The organism is Paenibacillus sp. 2003 (assembly GCF_031455635.1).
Taxonomy (GTDB): domain Bacteria; phylum Bacillota; class Bacilli; order Paenibacillales; family Paenibacillaceae; genus Paenibacillus; species Paenibacillus amylolyticus_B.
Genome location: NZ_JAVDTB010000003.1, coordinates 81,788 through 98,536 on the forward strand (window position 1 = coordinate 81,788; position 16,749 = coordinate 98,536).

A 16,749-nucleotide genomic window follows, 5' to 3' on the forward strand; every position below is an offset into this window, starting at 1 on the left:
GCCGGGATGTTCTTTGTGTTAATAGTCTTTTGGTATTCAATTTATTGTCCTACATACTTATCCATAAAGTGATCTACTCTTTGGAAATAATCAGTAGGATAATGGTTAATCGCATCAATGTGTTCCGTATTTTGAGGATACCATACTTCTGCATTGGGATTATTTTTCAAGGACTCATAGATCTTTTCTGTATTTTTATAACTTATTTGCTGATCCCCAGTACCGTGAATGAGCATAACGGGCTTGTTTTGCATCTTTTTAACCGCGTCCATAGGTGATACGGAATCGAGATCAACGTTAAAGACCCAATCCGCCATCCATGTCGATGTATAACTGAAAGGGAATGCAGGTAAACCTGAGAAGAATGGCAGGCCCTCTCTCAGAAATAAACCGGCATTACGAAATGGACTATCTGCAATTACAGCCTGGATATCATCACTTTCACTTGTGGCCAGTAGAGAAGTAGCAGCCCCCATAGAGAAGCCGATAACTCCAATATGGTCTCCTGCATGATCTCTGGATTTTAGATAGTCTACAGCCCCAAGTAAATCGTATTTCTCATGTAGACCCAGCGTAATCAAATCCCCATCGGACTTACCCTGTGAGCTGAGATCAAAGGCCAGTACGTTATACCCCTTTGGAACGAAATGCTCTACCAATTTGGGAGTACGCCCTTTGACTAAACGATTACTCGTATACCCATGCACGACAATAATTGTTTTGTTACTTGCTGTGCCTGAAGATATACTCGCTGGGAAGAAAGTTCCTCGAATCGTATTATCATTTTTCAAACTCTTGAATTCGACTTCTTCGTAAGGTGTTTTCTCCATATTCAACTCGTAGCTGACATTGGTATCTCGTGGATGGTGTAATAACGTGTCTACTACTTTGTAGGATACAAAGAATACAAGAGCCACAAGAAGAGCAAGTGCAATCCCGAGGCCCCATAACAGTTTCTTGCGTTTCTCCATGCGACCTTTAAATGTCAGAACGGGTGGTAAAGATGGTTGACTCATTCAGATTCCTCCAGTGTTTCATCATGTTGTATTGGTGCAAACAGATAAAAGGCATGTCCCTTCAGATTCTCCCACTCAGGATGATGCAGAATGTCTTCCCCGAGAGTCAAGGCTACTCCATTCAAAAAAGAGATATAGCTCCGAGAGATCATTGCTGGAGAGAAACTTTTGTTGAACTCCCCCATGGATTGCCCCTTTGTATAGACAGCTTCAATCGTATCGGTCATTATTTTTATGCTTTCAAGGACCTTCTGTGTAAGTTCGGGGAATCTGGTTCGTTGCCCCAACACAGATTGAACGAGTCGCAACTCATTGGTGTAGAAGTAAATATGACTGAATTGTTCTTCTACCATGTTTTTAATCAGCGTACCTGGTGTTCCTTTTTGTTGTAGAGAAGCAAGTGATTTCTTCTGAATATCATCAAGCGGTTCAAGTACAGCGGCATGGAACAGAGCTTCTTTGCTTGGGAAGTATTGAAAGATGGTTCCGGAAGTTACTCCTGCAGTTTTTGCAATAATAGCCGTTGTGGTATTGGAATATCCGCTTTCGGCAAACAGGATCACGGCTTCTTTTAGGATTCGTTTACGCCGCTCGAGTCTCTTTTCCTCATTAACCGGTCTGGCCAAATGAATTCTCCTCTCATCATTACAATTAATTAATTAACTGATCAATTAATTAATAATATAACTGAATTAATTCCTTATGGCAATAGTAAGTTGTCCATTCATTTGCTGAAAGGATTTTAACTAGAAGTGGTTACAAGACAAAGGTATATATTGCAGGTTCTGTTGGGAAAAAAACTAAAATTATGCCTAGATATAGTTTCTGCTAACAAATCTACCACAGCCATGATAGCGTTTTTATATTAATCCAATATTTTCTTGCCTAATTCGACATATTCGTTTACTATTTTCCCATACTTAGTGCTTCAAGCATGCGTTTTTTGGGTGCGCCTAGTCAAAAAGGCTTGGGTTCACGGGAGAGGAAGAGGAGCGGATGATCGGTTTTTTTAGAAAACGTTTGGTTGTACGCATCGTTGCAGTCGTTACACTGGCCATGACGATTATAGCTGTTGGCAGCATGCTGTTACAGGTGGCCAATATGAAACTGGCTGCGCAGGAGGCAATTTCGAGTTACAATATCCAAATTGCTCAGAGTTATGTGAATCAGCTGGATACAGCATCTTATGCCGAGTTTGCCAAGGATCCCAAAGAGAATGACGCGTTCTTGAAGATTCGTGATGAACTGGATGATTTTCGCGTAAGTATCGGTGCGATGTATGTGTATTTCGTCAAAATAGATGACAAAGGTACCCCGCTTATTATGGTGGACGGTATGAAGGATGCGGATAAAGCTTCACCGACTAATGAAGTAACGGATATCCCTCAGGAGGCTGTGCAGAAGCTGTTGCTGGGGCAACCAGCCAGTTCTTCAATCATTAACAATGAGGAGTATGGCAACTATATTTCCTCTTACGCTCCGATGCTCGATAGTAATGGCGCTGTAACAGGTGTAATTGGTATCGATACGGCGGTATCGGTGATCGGAAGCATTGAATCGGATATCATGAAATCGAGTATTCCCTTCTATGCCTTATTGCTACTAATTACTCTTATAGGTATTGCCGTTGTCATGTGGTTTATCGTAAGGGGACTGCGACCACTTCAACCGCTTAAAGCGAGTGTGGAAAAAATGGCGCAGGGTGAGCTTGCAGAAGCCAACCAAATTTTGACTTCGTATAATCTGAAAAGCAAAGATGAGATTGGAACCACATATCAAGCGATGATACATATGTCCGGCAACTTGAATAAGATCGTGAGTAACATGGTTGAAGGCGTGGCAGTAACCACCAATATTTTATCAGACTCAACCAAACAATTTAATCGCAGTACCGACGAGATGCTTGAGATGAGCAAGACGGTTGACCAGTCTGTCGAACAGATTAGGCAAGGGGCGCATACGCAGAAGCAGGGTGCGAGCGATAGCGCGAATGCCATGGAAGAGATTGCCAAAGGCATAACGGACATTTCCGAATCCTCCATGATAGTATCCGATGCAGCAACAAGTGCCCTTGCTACAGCAGAGTCCGGTAAACAGAGCATGACAATGATGAAAACACAGATGGAGAGCATCTCACATGTCTCAGGTGAAGTTGTAGCGATGGTTCAGGTGCTGAACAACTATTCCCAGGAGATTGGTGGTGCCCTGCACACGGTTCGTGATTTTGCGAGTCAGACGAAGCTGCTTGCGCTTAATGCATCCATTGAGGCAGCTCATGCAGGCGAACATGGCAGAGGTTTTGCGGTTGTGGCGGATGAAGTTCGCAAGCTTGCTGAGGCCTCAAGCACATCTATGGAACGGATCTCCGACTTGCTGCTTCGCATTCAACAAGAATCACAGCAGATTGGGTCACAGATGGGGGTTACCGCACAGGAGATTGGACAAGGTGTTACGATTACCGTAGAAGCGGAGCAAGCTTTCGCCCATGTGGTTGATGCGTTCCAACTGGTGACTCGTCGCATTCAAGAAGTCTCCGCTGCGGCAGAGGAAATCTCGGCAGGATCGGAAGAGGCGGCAGCCTCCGTCAATACGATCTCGCAGATCTCAGCCGGAGTGTCGGATCATTCGGATGAAATCTATCGTTTGATGCGTGAACAGTCGGCTATGTTCAACAGGGTGGCGCAGACTTCCACCATGCTGGAGCAGCAGACCAACGAGATGAGCGAAGCTGTGCGAAAAGTGAAAGTATAGTTTGAGTAAGATGTAGTAATAGTAGTCCAAAAAGTGGTCAGAAAAGAGTCTGGTTTGTTGTATAGCCAGTGTAACGATGTAATGCAAAAAAAAGTGTTCCGCTCTTGGAGAAGTTGGTGTTCATCCCAAACTTCCTTCAGAGGTGTGGAGCACTTTTTGCTTTTCATATCACTTTTATAGATGATCCAGCTCTATCGCCTGTCTGAAGCGTCGGGCGAATCGTTCTGCGGCTACGGCGGCCTCCTTGGATTCCGTCTGCACGAAGCCAATTTGCATCTTCGGTTGATCGATTCCAGCGATTTCTACCATCTTCACCAGACCTTCCTTCCATAATGGATTTTGGTAAAAGGAAAAGTCGTGACCAATCGTGGCGGCAATATCGTTTCGTAACACCATGTTGATGGCTTCTGAATTATTTGTTTTAAACAGAATGGACAGAGATCCATGATCATAGGTGAATTCCTTGATGAAGTCTTCGATGAAACCATCTCGATAGAGTGCCAGCTTGTGTTCTTTTAATTGATCAGGTGAAACACGGGGGTGCTTGGCAAGTTCAGACAGGTGATGCGTACCGACTACTAGCTTACCCGAGTACATGGGACTGAAGTGAAGTCCATCGAATTCCCGCAGCTGTTTGGCGTAGATCGCGATAAAGCCCAGATGGGTCTTGTTATTGCGAATATCCTCGATAATTTCCATGGACCCTTTCTCTTCAATGGAGATGTTAAGTTGTGGGTGCTCACGCTTCATATCCGCAGCAGACTGGACAAGATAGGGCATGACACTTGGAAAAGTAGCCACATGAAGCTCTCCGCTAAGAGAGGAGGCTTCTGCGTTCAGGGATTTTAATTCATCAATCCGCTGTAAAATGTCCAGTGCCTTGGCAATGAATTGTTTGCCTTCGGGAGTGGGATGAGTACCCTGCCGCGAGCGTTCGAACAAGATGATACCCAATTCTTTCTCCAGACGATGAACCGATTGGCTGATCGCCGATTGTGTGACATGCAGATGCTCCGAGGCGGCGGAGAATGATTGTGTTTTCGCAATTTCAACGACATATTCGAGCTGTTCCAGATTCATGATTTCATCTCCGTTTAGCATTAATACAACTAATGTTAACATTAGTATCTATAAATATGAATAATACATGAACAGCGATATAATATATAGACAAGCGTTATAGTTCTTTACTATATAAGTAGAACCTTTCTTTTACACCAGAAACGCAGAGTGCAGAACCAATCTGAAGAAGCAGAGCGTGCGCCTTTATCACCGGATTTTTCCCTTGGATCAAGGGAATGAAGAAAATCTGGGGATAAGAGCGATCGAAAGATGGTACTGCAATCAGCGTAATTAGGTGTAACATGTCTAGTTCAACTTATATAGACAATCATATAAAGGGGATGAACTTCATGAAAGCAGCAGTATGGTATGCCCATAAAGACGTGCGTGTGGAAGAGCGGGAGGTTCCGGTTGCTCAAGCGGGTCAGGTCAAAATCAAAGTGGAATATGCGGGGATCTGCGGCAGTGACTTGCATGCCTATCATCATGGTGTGGGGATTCAAGAAGGCGAGAATCATCCGCTCTCAGGACAGAAAGCACCGTTGACATTGGGTCATGAATTTGCAGGAACCGTGAGTGAATTGGGAAGTAATGTAAGCGGTATCAGTGTAGGGGATCGAGTTGTGGTAGAGCCATTGTACCATTGTGGAAAATGCGAGTACTGTATCCAGGGGCGCTATAACCAATGTACTCAATTTGGATTTGTTGGACTGAATGGTGATGGTGGTTTTGCGGAGTATGTTGTTGTTGAAGCATACATGGTTCATCCCATACCGGATAACGTATCTTTCGAAGAAGGTGCGCTCGTAGAGCCTACGGCAGTAGCCTTTCACGCGGTTCGTCACAGCAAGCTGAAAGTGGGGAACAAAGTAGCCGTATATGGAGCAGGTCCAATTGGATTATTGACCATTCTGTCTGCCAAAGCTGCAGGAGCCTCTGAGATCTATGCAGTTGATGTATTTGAGGAACGTTTGGACTTGGCAGCCAAGCTGGGAGCGATTCCGGTGAACAGTGCCAAAGTCAATGCAACAGAGGTGATCTTGCAACAATCGGGTGGCATTGATGTGGCTTATGAAGCAGCGGGTGTACAACCAACGATGGATAGCGCCATTGCGGTTGTCAAAAAAGGTGGAGAAGTTGTTGTCATCGCAGCAATTCCGAACCCGCTTCAAGTGAATTTCTTCGATCTTCTTGTCAAGGAAGCGAATCTAACGGCAACGCTGGCATATCGCCACATTTTCCCTGAAGTGATTTCATTGATTGCGGAAGGATCGCTCGATGTGAAACAAGTCATCACCAAGAAAATCAAACTGGACGACATCGTGCAGGAAGGACTTGAGCTGTTGATGAGCGACAAGAGCCATGCGAAGATTTTGGTGGAGATTGGTGGCTAAAAACCGTTCGCTAACGAAGATAGATTTTCATATCAACGTAATTGAAGTATAAGTTTTAGATCGCGAAAAAGACCGTTCATCCGTATGAATGGTCTTTTTCGCGTTATTCAAGTAGAACACGCATCTTTCACTAGCTACTCTTCATCAATCATATTCCGCTGATCGCGGCTCGCAGATTACTTTTACCGCCCACTAGGAGTCATATCGGTAACAGATCGCCTTGCCCCCGCTACTCTCGGAGCTGAATTCCTCATCCTCTGTAAATCCGAAACGCTCATATAAACGGATGGCATTGACCATCTGACCGCCCGTATATAAATACACCGTATTTTTGCCCATGTCCTTGGCAGATTCCACGCATTGTTGGAGCAATTCTCTGGCGATTCCATGACCTCTCCATTTTGGATCAACACCTAACAGCCGAATAAACGGATAATCGATTGGTAATTCAAAGTCTGGATAAGCCTTGCGTGCTGTTTCGAATAATTGGACTGTACCGACAATCTGATCATCAATCTTGGCGATCCATAATTGTGTCAGGTACGGATTAACCACAGACTCTCTAATATCTTTTAGGTAGGCCTCCCAGCGTTCATTTTGCTCAAAAGTCTCCCGATACTCGGCGTAACTTGCAATAAGGATATCTACAATCTCTGGATGGTCCGTTTCTGTGGCAGGATGAATCGTAACGGCAGCCGTTGTCATCTAATAATTCCCCTTCTCTTATGGGTTAAGTATGGAATATCGTTTTCTTGCATTTTACCATAACGGATTCAATCCGATTGATTCAAATATTCTATAGTAAACTCAGTCATTTCTATAGATCAAAGCATATCAGCGATTGAGCTGTGTGGAATACAGATGATTGCGATATTCGGTTGGCGTATTGCCTTCGTATTGCTTGAACATGCGCAGGAATAGTTTGTAATCGGAGAAGCCACACTGTCCGGCAATTTCTTTTACACTGGCATTGGTGTTCAGCAGCAGCTGTTTCGCACGGCGAATACGTTCGGTGAGGATATAGGTTTTGAGTCCAGTGCCTTTTTCGCGCTTCACCATTTTGGAAATATAGTCTTTGTTAAAATTAAAATTCTTCGCAATCTCACTCACCGTAATGTTTGTATGCAGATGAATATCGACCCACTTGCAGATATGGTCCACAATTGCATTGTGCGGGCGATAATCGGCCTCTATATTCCGCTCCAGTTCTCGGAACAACAATAACAAAGCAGCGTCGGCTTCCTCCGGTGAGAAGGATGACACATGCAGCAGCTGCTTGAATAACTGATTGGCCATGGAAGGTACCTGAATGGTGGCATGTGTCTTAAACTGGTTGAATTCTGGCTGCATGGCATCATAGTGAACCCAGTAGAAGCTGACGGGGGCATCGCTGATTTGGTAGCCATAGTGGGTGCGACCCGCGCGCAGAAACAACAGATCGTTGGCACGAACTACATATTGTTCCTCTTCTTCCGCGATGTACATCTCACCTTCCAGCATCAAAATGATCTCATGCACAGGCATGCTGCGTCTCATGTGGCTCCAGTTGCCTTCGGATATGAACTTGCCGCACAGGTAATGTTCCAGTGGCATTTGCATAGGACGGATTTATCCACCTTTTCTTGGATTATGAGTCTGATGTAATTATATTTTATTTGATAATATGGGGATATTCAAGCTCTGTAATGGATTATTGAGTATTGGACATATGGAACAGAACACGGATTTTACCCCTTAAGAATGAATGGATATCTATATAAGTTGAACTAAGCATTTACATGATAACGGAGAGGACAGAAAAAACCTGAAAAAGCGAAGCGTTCGCCTTTATCCCTGGATTTTCCCTTGAGAAAGGGGATCAAAAAAATCTGGGGATAACAGCGATTGGAAGGTTATTCTGTCATCGTAGTGTCAGTGTAAATAATCTTTAGTTCAACTTATCTATTACATCCCGAGAAGGAGTGAGTGTCATGATTGATACGAAAAAAGGATTTCTGGGACCGGAACATGTAGATCTGTTAAATGGAGTGTTCCAAACATCACAAGAGGTGGGGGAGCGTTACCTGTTATCGCTGGATATTGATCGATTCCTGGCTCCATGCTTCGAAGCTCATGGTTTACCTGCCCGAAAAGAGCGTTACGCGGGTTGGGAGGCACGTACCATCAGCGGACATTCCCTCGGACATTATCTGTCTGCCCTGGCTGTGACGTATCAGGCAACCGGGAATATCACGTTAAAAGAAAGACTGGATTATGCTGTCACCGAACTGGCGAGAATCCAACAGACCACGGGGAGCGGGTATATCGGTGGTTTGTCCGAAGAACCTTTCCACATGGCTTTTCGAGCAGAGAATATCGGTGGGTTCAACATCGGTGAATACTGGGTTCCCTGGTACAGTGTGCACAAAATCTATCGCGGCCTGATTGATGCGTACAAACTCACTGGTAACGGACAGGCACTTGATGTAGTTACTCGATTTGCAGACTGGGCGGTAGAAGGTTTGCTCCCGATGACAGAAGAACAGATGCAGACGATGCTTCAAAGTGAACACGGGGGCATGAATGAAATATTTGCACACTTGTATGGGATTACCGGCAAAGCCTTATATCTTGAGATCGCTAACAAGTTCACCCATCAATTGATCCTGAGACCCTTGGAGCACAAGCAGGACGATCTTCAAGGCAAACACGCCAATACGCAGATTCCTAAAGTGATCGGTGCAGCCGAAATCTACAATCAGGATCATACCCATGAGAGTTACCGGACAGCGGCAGAGTTTTTCTGGAACACCACGGTGCATCATCGTTCTTACGTATTTGGTGCGACGAGCATCTCGGAGCATTACGAAGCAAGGGGTATGGAGAGTCTGGGCATCAAAACAGGAGAGAGCTGTTGTACTCACAACATGTTGCAACTTACCAAGCAACTCTTCGCCTGGAATCACGATAGTGCCTACATGGACTATTATGAAAACGCCATCTATAATCACATCCTCGGCACGCAGGACCCCGATACGGGGAACAAAACGTATTTTGCATCAACGCTGCAAGGCCACTACAAAATCTATGGTACTCACGATACTGCTTGGTGGTGCTGCACAGGATCAGGCATGGAGAACCCGGGCAAATATGCCGAGGCCATCTATTTTGAGAATGAACAAGACCTGTACGTCAACCTGTATATCGCTTCCCAATTGGATTGGGTGTCACAGGGATTATCCCTGAAGCTTGAAACCGACTTTCCTTATTCGGAAAAGGTGACCCTGACGATCACCGGAGGCAGCGCCTCGGCTCATCTAAGATTACGTGTGCCCTCATGGCTGCAACAGCCAATGACGGCAACAGTTAACGGGGATACGGAACATCCGTATACACGGATGGAACCCGGCTATCTGTCCATCGACCGCACATGGTCTGCGGGCGATGTCATCACAATCACCCTGCCGATGTCACTTCGCCAGTACACCTCCCGGGATGATGCCCACAAGGTGGCATTCCTGTACGGCCCGATTGTACTCGCCGGTGCACTGGGAAACGAGGGTCTTCCAGAGGATACGATTGTGGATGAAACAGCACTGAATCCCAAGACCGCACCCGTACCTGTGATCTGGACGGAGCAGGAGGAAGTACAAGAGTGGATCAAGGTTGTAGATGCAGACACGTTAACTTTCGAACTTAGCAAGGATGTCACTTCCACAGGCGAAGCCGTGAAACTCATTCCGTTCTATGATGTGCATCATGAATTTTATACCGTGTATTGGCCGTTTAACGATGAAGGTGATGCGCTCGAGAAAGAGTTGAACGATATCACCATCGACAGGGTTCAGGCTGACGGTCAGCAGGATGAGATTGGACATCAACTGGATAGCAACTGCCGTGGGGAGCATCACAACGGTTCAACCACAGATGGCCGTAAGAAGTTGCATATGTGGCGAGAGGCTTTTGGCATCAGTGGAGCTTATTTCAGTTACCAACTGGCAGTGGACCACGCCGCAACCAATTATTTATGTGTGGCCTATTGGGGTGGAGATCATTCCCCGTTTGAGCGGGAAGGTACGTTATATGAGAGACAATTCACCATTACCGTGGATGGGGCAATCATTGGCGAGCAGCGAATTCATATGAACAAAATCGGCGAAGTGTTCTATGTGACCTATGATATTCCTGAGGCGGTTACATCAGGAAAAGACAGCGTTAAGGTGATGTTCCAGGCGAAGGGCAACAATGGCTGTGCCGGGAAAGTCGTAGAGGTACGTACTACACGAAGCAAACCGGAATCCATCTTTTCGAAATAAGAGGCATGGTGTGAAAAGGCGCAAAACACAATGTTATAATGAAAATAAATTACGGTTAGGTGGAAGAGGAGGTTGGAAGTGTGGCAAAACCCGATAATAAAGGTACTTATAGCTTTCAGGATTGGTTAACATGGGAAGGATCATGGGAGTTAATTAACGGCAGAGCTTTTAATATCTCGCCAGTACCTACTTCATCGCACCAGTTTATTGTGGGTGAGCTGCACTTCTCTTTGCGGACTTTTTTTCAGAATCGGAAATGTTTCGTGTTTGTTGCCCCTTTTGATGTGTATTTTAGCGAAAATGAACAATATGACCTGCCAGATCAAGTTGTACAGCCTGATTTATCGGTGGTTTGCTCCAAAGACCAGATATCCAAAAGTGGTTGCCAGGGTGCACCTTCTTTAATTATCGAGGTGTTATCGCCTTCGACTGCGTTAAAGGATTTTAACGAAAAATTTAACTTGTATCAGAAATATGGTGTGAACGAATACTGGATTGTTGATCCAGGCAATCAAACCGTCCATGTGTACACGCTGGAGGATGGCAGTTACCAGACTCGTCATCTATATACAGAGCAGGAAACGATTATTTCCGTCGTATATCCTGACTTGCACATTCCGCTGGATTCGTTGTTCAAGCTCAGGTAGAGGAAACAAAAAAAGTGAACCAACGCATAAGGGACGAAACCGGATGATCTCCGATTCGTCCTTTTTGCATTACTATTTTTTAGACAAGTCTTATATAAAAAATGACACGCCTAGCTATTTTCCACGTATTACCGGATAACATTTCTTTTTCCATCATCTGCTGTTTGAGAAGACATACTTCTACGGATTGACCACCAAATTTCCTGCCAAGTTCCACGTTGTCCCTGAAAATATGAAATGGGATAAGCCCAAACCACGTATATTATGAGTATCCAAATATCCAATGATATCCACCTGAGAGCGTTAACATCATGTACAATAAGAATAAGCTTAACAGGGAAATAACGACATGAAGCACCAATATATAACATGAAAGGAGGTCGGATGATTGAACATGATCAAGTACATAAAATTGATGGGGTTAATCTTCGGAGTTGTGGCTGTGAATGTCCTGGCATTCTCACCCGGCTTTATCGGGCTGAATTTCGGGGAGGGTGCATTCACAACTGCGCTATCCGTTACCCTGTTGTTCGGTAGTGCAATGGCACTTTTATATGGCAGTTATACCTTGTTGTTGAGACAGCCGATAGTCCTGCCCGTGAGGCATATCGAAACGCATGACGAATATGTGGAAGCTTTATCTTTTTATAGACGCATCAAAGTCCTCGAAGAAGATATTACGCTGGGGCTGTCCCAACTTAGCCGGATGAAAAAGAAGAAAGAAACACTCCTGAATGTGCTTCATCAGCGGTTTGATCCGGGGGAACTAAGCTACAAAAAATTCGCATCGGTCACGCTGGAAGTGGAGAAGTTGCTATATCTCAACATCCGCAGTGTGCTGAACCGGTTGAATGTATTTGATGAAGCCGACTATGCCAACATGATGAAATCCAAATCCTCAAACCTTCCCCAGAAACTTTTTCAGGAAAAAACCAAGGTATACAACGATTATCTGTCTTATGTGAAGAATGCATTACACACCAATGAGGAAATTTTGCTCAAGCTGGATCAGTTGTTACTTGAGATTTCACGCCTCGACAGCTTTGAAGCCGGAGATATTGAACAGATGCCTTGTATGCAGGAGATTGATCAGTTAATCAAGCACACCAAATTATACAGACAGTGAGGGGTTGCTCGTATGGCCAAGAAGGGAAAGTTTTTTTTCATATCCATTGTAATGCTGGTACTTGTATTCGGTCTGGTCTATGCAGGAATTACACTAACATCGAACTTTGGCAAGTCGACCACACAGGTGAGCACAGAGAACGCGGGTAAGGAACTGGGGAAATTGTACGCGGACATTGCGCCAGCGACGGCGGAGCCGGTCAAAGGACAGATTGATCTCGATCCGGTCGACGTGGCGGAATCGCTGCCGGATATCTCCAAATTCGCAATTGCTGTAGAGAATACAACGAATGATTACGTCGAAATTTTCTCTTCCACGGAGAAGTCGGGCAGCGGGGTAGACGGCTGGTTAACCGAGGTGGGCGAGGAATTCAACAAAGCGAATATCACCGTTGGTGGAAAACCGGTGTCGGTCAAAATTCGCAATATTGCCTCCGGTACGGCTACCGATTATATCAAGTCGGGCAAGTATATACCGGATGCATTCACACCTTCCAATGAACTGTGGGGCGAGATGGTTGAGGCCAGTGGGGTGAAAACAGAGATGGTGTCCGAGCGACTGGTCGGGAATGTGCCCGGTATTGTCATTTCTAAAGCCAAATATGACGCACTGGTTGATACGTACGGCTCCGTTAATGTAAAAACCGTAACCGAAGCCATTGCCAACAATGAACTCGCGATGGGATATACCGATCCATTTGCCAGCTCCACCGGACTGAACTTCCTGGTGACTGCACTGAATACGTATGATAGCGCCAATCCGCTGGGAGAGAAGGCGATTGAGGGATTTGAGAAATTCCAGACGAATGTTCCGTTTACGGCCTCGACAACCATTCAGATGCGGGAAGCTGCCAAGTCAGGCAGACTGGATGCCTTTGTACTCGAATATCAGACGTATGTGAATACCGCCGATCTGAAGAGTGGTTACGTCTTTACACCTTTTGGCGTGAGACATGACAGTCCGCTGTATGCATTGGGGCAATTGCCGCAGAACAAACAGGAGATTATCCAGAAGTTTGCGGAATTCGTAACCCAGGCGAAGTACCAACAATCAGCGGAAGAGTTTGGTTTCAACGGGTTGCAGGATTACAAATCCGAACTGGCCACTGTGGATGGCGGCACGTTGTTGTCTGCACAGAAAGTATGGAAAGAAAAGAAAAACGGCAGTAAACCGATTGCTGCTGTGTTCGTGACGGATGTATCCGGAAGCATGGACGGCGAACCGCTTAACCGACTGAAGGAGTCGCTGCGCAAAGGTCAGAAGTACCTGGGTACAGACAACAGTATTGGCTTGGTTTCATACTCCAGTGGGGTAACCGTGAATCTGCCCATTGCCAAGTATGATACGAACCAGCAGTCCATGTTTGTCGGAACAGTGGATAGTCTGCAAGCTGGCGGAGGGACGGCGACCTTTGACGGGATCGTGGTAGCGATGAAGATGCTCGAAGATTACATGGCTGCTAATCCAAACGTGAAGCCTTTAATCTTTGTCCTGAGTGATGGCGAGACCAATGAAGGTCATACCCTGAAGGATATTCGGGATTTGGTTGAGACGTATAAAGTACCAATCTATACGATTGGGTACAACGCAGATATCAAGGCTTTGGAGAGTATTTCCAGCATTAACGAAGCGGCAAGCATCAATGCAGATACCGACGATGTCGTGTACAAGATCGGTAACCTGTTTAACGTACAGATGTAATCTAAAGGGGGAACTATAGATGTCATTTTCAATGGAAATACCAAGCCAGAAGGAAATTCAGAAGGTGATTGAAGAAGAGGTGAAACCCGTGCCCGCTGAGGTCGCGGAGCTTCAACAAGTGGCCAATGCCAACGTAGAGATGATTATGACACTGGATCTCGAATCCCTGGAGAAACGCAAAGAGATTCTGCAATCCATTGACGGCTTTGGCATGAACACGATGAGATCCTCTTCCGAGAAAAACGCCTTGCTTCAAGTCTCCGTTGGACATCTGTCCAAGACGGGAGACGAGGGCGGTCAGGTCGCCAAAGGTTTGACCGAGCTGCATATGCAACTGAAGGATCTCGACCCGAGCGTGGTCGACTTTGCCAAGACCGGTTTCCTCGGGAAATTGTTCAATCCGCTGCGAGCCTATTTCCTGAAATATCAGAAGGCTGACGCAGTCATTGCTGACATCGTAACCTCTTTGGATAAAGGCAGATCCACCCTGCGAAACGATAATACAACGCTGGAGATCGAACAGCAGAACCTGCGGGAACTCACCAAACGACTGCAAAAGGAGATTCAGCTTGGCGTACTCATGGATGAGTCCATCGATGCGCAGATTGAAGCGGCCAAGGTTCGCAATGAAGACCCCGAAAAAGTTCGCTTTATTACGGAAGAAGTGTTGTTCCCGCTCCGTCAGCGGGTCATGGACCTGCAACAAATGCTGGTTGTGAACCAGCAGGGCATCATGGCAATTGAAGTAGTCATCCGCAATAATAAGGAACTGATCCGAGGCGTAGACCGTGCGAAGAATGTAACGATCTCGGCATTGAAAATTGCCGTTACTGTAGCAAGTGCTTTGTATAATCAGAAGATTGTTCTGCAGAAGATTGAATTGCTGAACCAGACAACCAATGATCTTATTGCCGGTACATCCAAAATGCTCAAGGATCAGGGGATTGCCATTCAGAAGCAGGCGTATGAAGCTAGCATTTCTGTGGATACGATGAAACAGGCGTTCACCGATGTATTGTCAGCACTCGATTCAATTAGTCTGTATAAGCAGGAAGCCCTGCCAAGAATGCACGAGACGATTAACCAGTTCCGTGAACTTGCGGATACCGGAGAGCAGCAGATTCAGCGGTTGGAGAAAGGGCAGAAGCTGGGGTTGTGATCAGAAGAGAGAGAAATAATACGTATTATATTGTTATCTTTTTTTATAATTAGAAAAAGCGACCTTTCTCCATTAAGTATGGGGAATGGTCGCTTTTGGGTTTCTATGAATAAGTATTAACTGCCATACCCGATATTCCGTGCATAAGGGTATATCTGCTGCTCGTATTGGTCGAGGAGAACGCCAGCCGCACGTACTTTGGTGCGACCTTGTTGCAGTATCTTAGAATTCACTTTGTTTTTAGAAACGGCTTGTTTGTACAACAAGTATCCTTCCAACTGAAGGTAGCTTCCCTTGACATAATAGGCATGTATTTTCTTAAGTTCAGGATTGGAAGGTTTGATTTGTTTTAACATGGAGACCGTTTTTGTATAATTAGGGATCACCGTATTCGTAAGTTTGAGGTACATGGACTTGCGATTGGTTGAATTCACCTCACCTCCCACACTACCTAACGTGTCGATTGCTTTATTCTCATAAGGTACCAGACGAGATATTTGTTCAAGGTATTTTTCGAATTCCTTTTGATCTTTAGTGAGCTCCTGTTCTGCATCATCTAATTCTAATTCGTCCATAAGTTCTTCGTTCAAATCATCTTCGTCGTCACTATAACTCTGATCTGAATATGTAGAGGTTGCTACTTTGGCTGCATTGGCAGAAGCGGCTGGAGAAAGAAGCATCCCGCCAAGCAAAACAAAACTGGTAATCAATGATATAATCCACGACTTCTTCAAATGTAAGGTCATCCCCTTTTGTTTGTATTCCATTGGATAACCTAACATATCAATACCAGAAATTACAGGAATGTATTTACATAAATATGGTTGTTGATCTTTTTCAAAATTCCTCTCAATGACCATACTATAGGGAAATAAGGCGATTCAAAACTTCAATCTTTTAACACGACATTGTCAGGCTTGTAATGAATGATCTTGAATAACTCCTCGGCCATGTAGACGGGGCTATGCTTGAAATCCTGTCTAATCCACTCCATGATCATGCCAAATATCGCATGAGACTGGTAGCTTGCCAGCAGTTCATGGTTAATGTGCTGCGGGAAAATGTGGTTCAGATCCTGTAAGGCGAGATCCCGAAGAACATCACAGATCATACGCTGGAAGTTGGAGGAGGCCTCCGATTTCACAACCAGTGTATAGAATTGTGCGTGCTGGTGCACATGTTCGAATATGGTGATTGCCGAAGATGGCATAAGATTGACCTCGAACTCTTCCATACCCTGATAGGGTTTGCGGAAAGAAGTTACCAGATCCTGAATCACATCATCGATAATCTCGTTGAACAGGTCTTCTTTGTACTGATAATGCCTGTAGAAAGTTCCCCGATTCAGGTCGGCTCGGTGCACAATATCCGTAATCGATATTTCTTTAAAGGGATGTTTTTGCATCAAATGGATGAGAGCATCCTTCAGCGCAGCTTTTGATTTCTTGATTCTTCGGTCCATCGAATTCGGAGTTTCAGACATCTGTTTTCCTCCTCGCGAGTTCACTTTATTAATTAAAGAACATTTGGGCTTAGTAGTGTTGTTTAACGTACAACTGGACAAGCTTTTACTGATTGAAGTGAAACGCTATGACTTA

General features: G+C 45.1%; 14 protein-coding genes. 7 read left to right on the top strand and 7 right to left on the bottom strand.

The features are described 5' to 3' along the window. Positions 1–41: 41 nt before the first annotated feature. Both J2X75_RS15900 and J2X75_RS15905 read right to left on the bottom strand, forming a co-directional pair. Complete coding sequence (locus J2X75_RS15900) at positions 42–1,016, bottom strand: alpha/beta hydrolase (protein ID WP_310337777.1); 975 nt, start codon at positions 1,014–1,016, stop codon at positions 42–44. After that, positions 1,013–1,642 carry a TetR/AcrR family transcriptional regulator gene (locus tag J2X75_RS15905; RefSeq protein WP_124117321.1) on the bottom strand — a complete coding sequence of 210 codons (630 nt, stop codon included), beginning with the start codon at positions 1,640–1,642 and terminating at the stop codon, positions 1,013–1,015. The genes J2X75_RS15900 and J2X75_RS15905 overlap by 4 nt, the downstream gene beginning before the upstream one ends. A gap of 370 nt (positions 1,643–2,012) precedes the next feature. On the opposite strand from J2X75_RS15905, the gene J2X75_RS15910 reads away from it, so the two are divergent. Then, positions 2,013–3,767, top strand: a complete 1,755-nt coding sequence (locus J2X75_RS15910) for a methyl-accepting chemotaxis protein (protein WP_310337779.1) — start codon at positions 2,013–2,015, stop codon at positions 3,765–3,767. A gap of 174 nt (positions 3,768–3,941) precedes the next feature. On the opposite strand, the gene J2X75_RS15915 is transcribed toward J2X75_RS15910, so the two are convergent. Continuing rightward, on the bottom strand, positions 3,942–4,847 hold the full coding sequence (locus J2X75_RS15915) for a LysR family transcriptional regulator (RefSeq protein ID WP_310337781.1): 906 nt from the start codon (positions 4,845–4,847) through the stop codon (positions 3,942–3,944). Positions 4,848–5,179: 332 nt separating this feature from the next. On the opposite strand from J2X75_RS15915, the gene J2X75_RS15920 reads away from it, so the two are divergent. After that, entirely contained in the window at positions 5,180–6,223 is a 1,044-nt protein-coding gene (locus tag J2X75_RS15920) for a 2,3-butanediol dehydrogenase (protein ID WP_310337782.1), read from the top strand. Positions 6,224–6,415: 192 nt separating this feature from the next. Here J2X75_RS15920 and J2X75_RS15925 read toward each other — a convergent pair whose 3' ends face one another. Beyond that, positions 6,416–6,928 (bottom strand): GNAT family N-acetyltransferase, encoded by a 513-nt coding sequence (locus tag J2X75_RS15925; RefSeq protein ID WP_310337784.1) that lies wholly within the window; start codon positions 6,926–6,928, stop codon positions 6,416–6,418. Positions 6,929–7,057: 129 nt separating this feature from the next. Continuing rightward, positions 7,058–7,822 (bottom strand): helix-turn-helix transcriptional regulator, encoded by a 765-nt coding sequence (locus J2X75_RS15930; protein WP_310337786.1) that lies wholly within the window; start codon positions 7,820–7,822, stop codon positions 7,058–7,060. Positions 7,823–8,193: 371 nt separating this feature from the next. Here J2X75_RS15930 and J2X75_RS15935 point away from each other — a divergent pair, with 371 nt between their 5' ends. From J2X75_RS15935 to J2X75_RS15955, 5 genes are all read left to right on the top strand, one after another. Then, positions 8,194–10,518, top strand: coding sequence for a beta-L-arabinofuranosidase domain-containing protein (locus J2X75_RS15935; RefSeq protein ID WP_310337788.1), 2,325 nt, complete (start codon positions 8,194–8,196; stop codon positions 10,516–10,518). An 80-nt stretch (positions 10,519–10,598) separates the two neighbouring features. Beyond that, entirely contained in the window at positions 10,599–11,165 is a 567-nt protein-coding gene (locus J2X75_RS15940; protein ID WP_310337789.1) for a Uma2 family endonuclease, read from the top strand. Between the two features lie 394 nt (positions 11,166–11,559). Continuing rightward, a complete protein-coding gene (locus J2X75_RS15945; protein WP_310338491.1) occupies positions 11,560–12,291 on the top strand; it encodes a hypothetical protein in 732 nt (243 codons plus the stop codon). Positions 12,292–12,303: 12 nt separating this feature from the next. After that, positions 12,304–13,992 carry a vWA domain-containing protein gene (locus J2X75_RS15950; protein ID WP_310337791.1) on the top strand — a complete coding sequence of 563 codons (1,689 nt, stop codon included), beginning with the start codon at positions 12,304–12,306 and terminating at the stop codon, positions 13,990–13,992. Between the two features lie 19 nt (positions 13,993–14,011). Beyond that, positions 14,012–15,151, top strand: a complete 1,140-nt coding sequence (locus tag J2X75_RS15955; protein WP_310337792.1) for a toxic anion resistance protein — start codon at positions 14,012–14,014, stop codon at positions 15,149–15,151. A gap of 116 nt (positions 15,152–15,267) precedes the next feature. Here the strand turns inward: J2X75_RS15955 and J2X75_RS15960 are convergent, their stop codons facing one another. Together J2X75_RS15960 and J2X75_RS15965 are read right to left on the bottom strand one after the other, a co-directional pair. Continuing rightward, a complete protein-coding gene (locus J2X75_RS15960) occupies positions 15,268–15,885 on the bottom strand; it encodes a hypothetical protein (RefSeq protein ID WP_310337794.1) in 618 nt (205 codons plus the stop codon). Positions 15,886–16,040: 155 nt separating this feature from the next. Next, entirely contained in the window at positions 16,041–16,634 is a 594-nt protein-coding gene (locus J2X75_RS15965) for a TetR/AcrR family transcriptional regulator (protein ID WP_310337797.1), read from the bottom strand. Between the last annotated feature and the right edge of the window lie 115 nt (positions 16,635–16,749).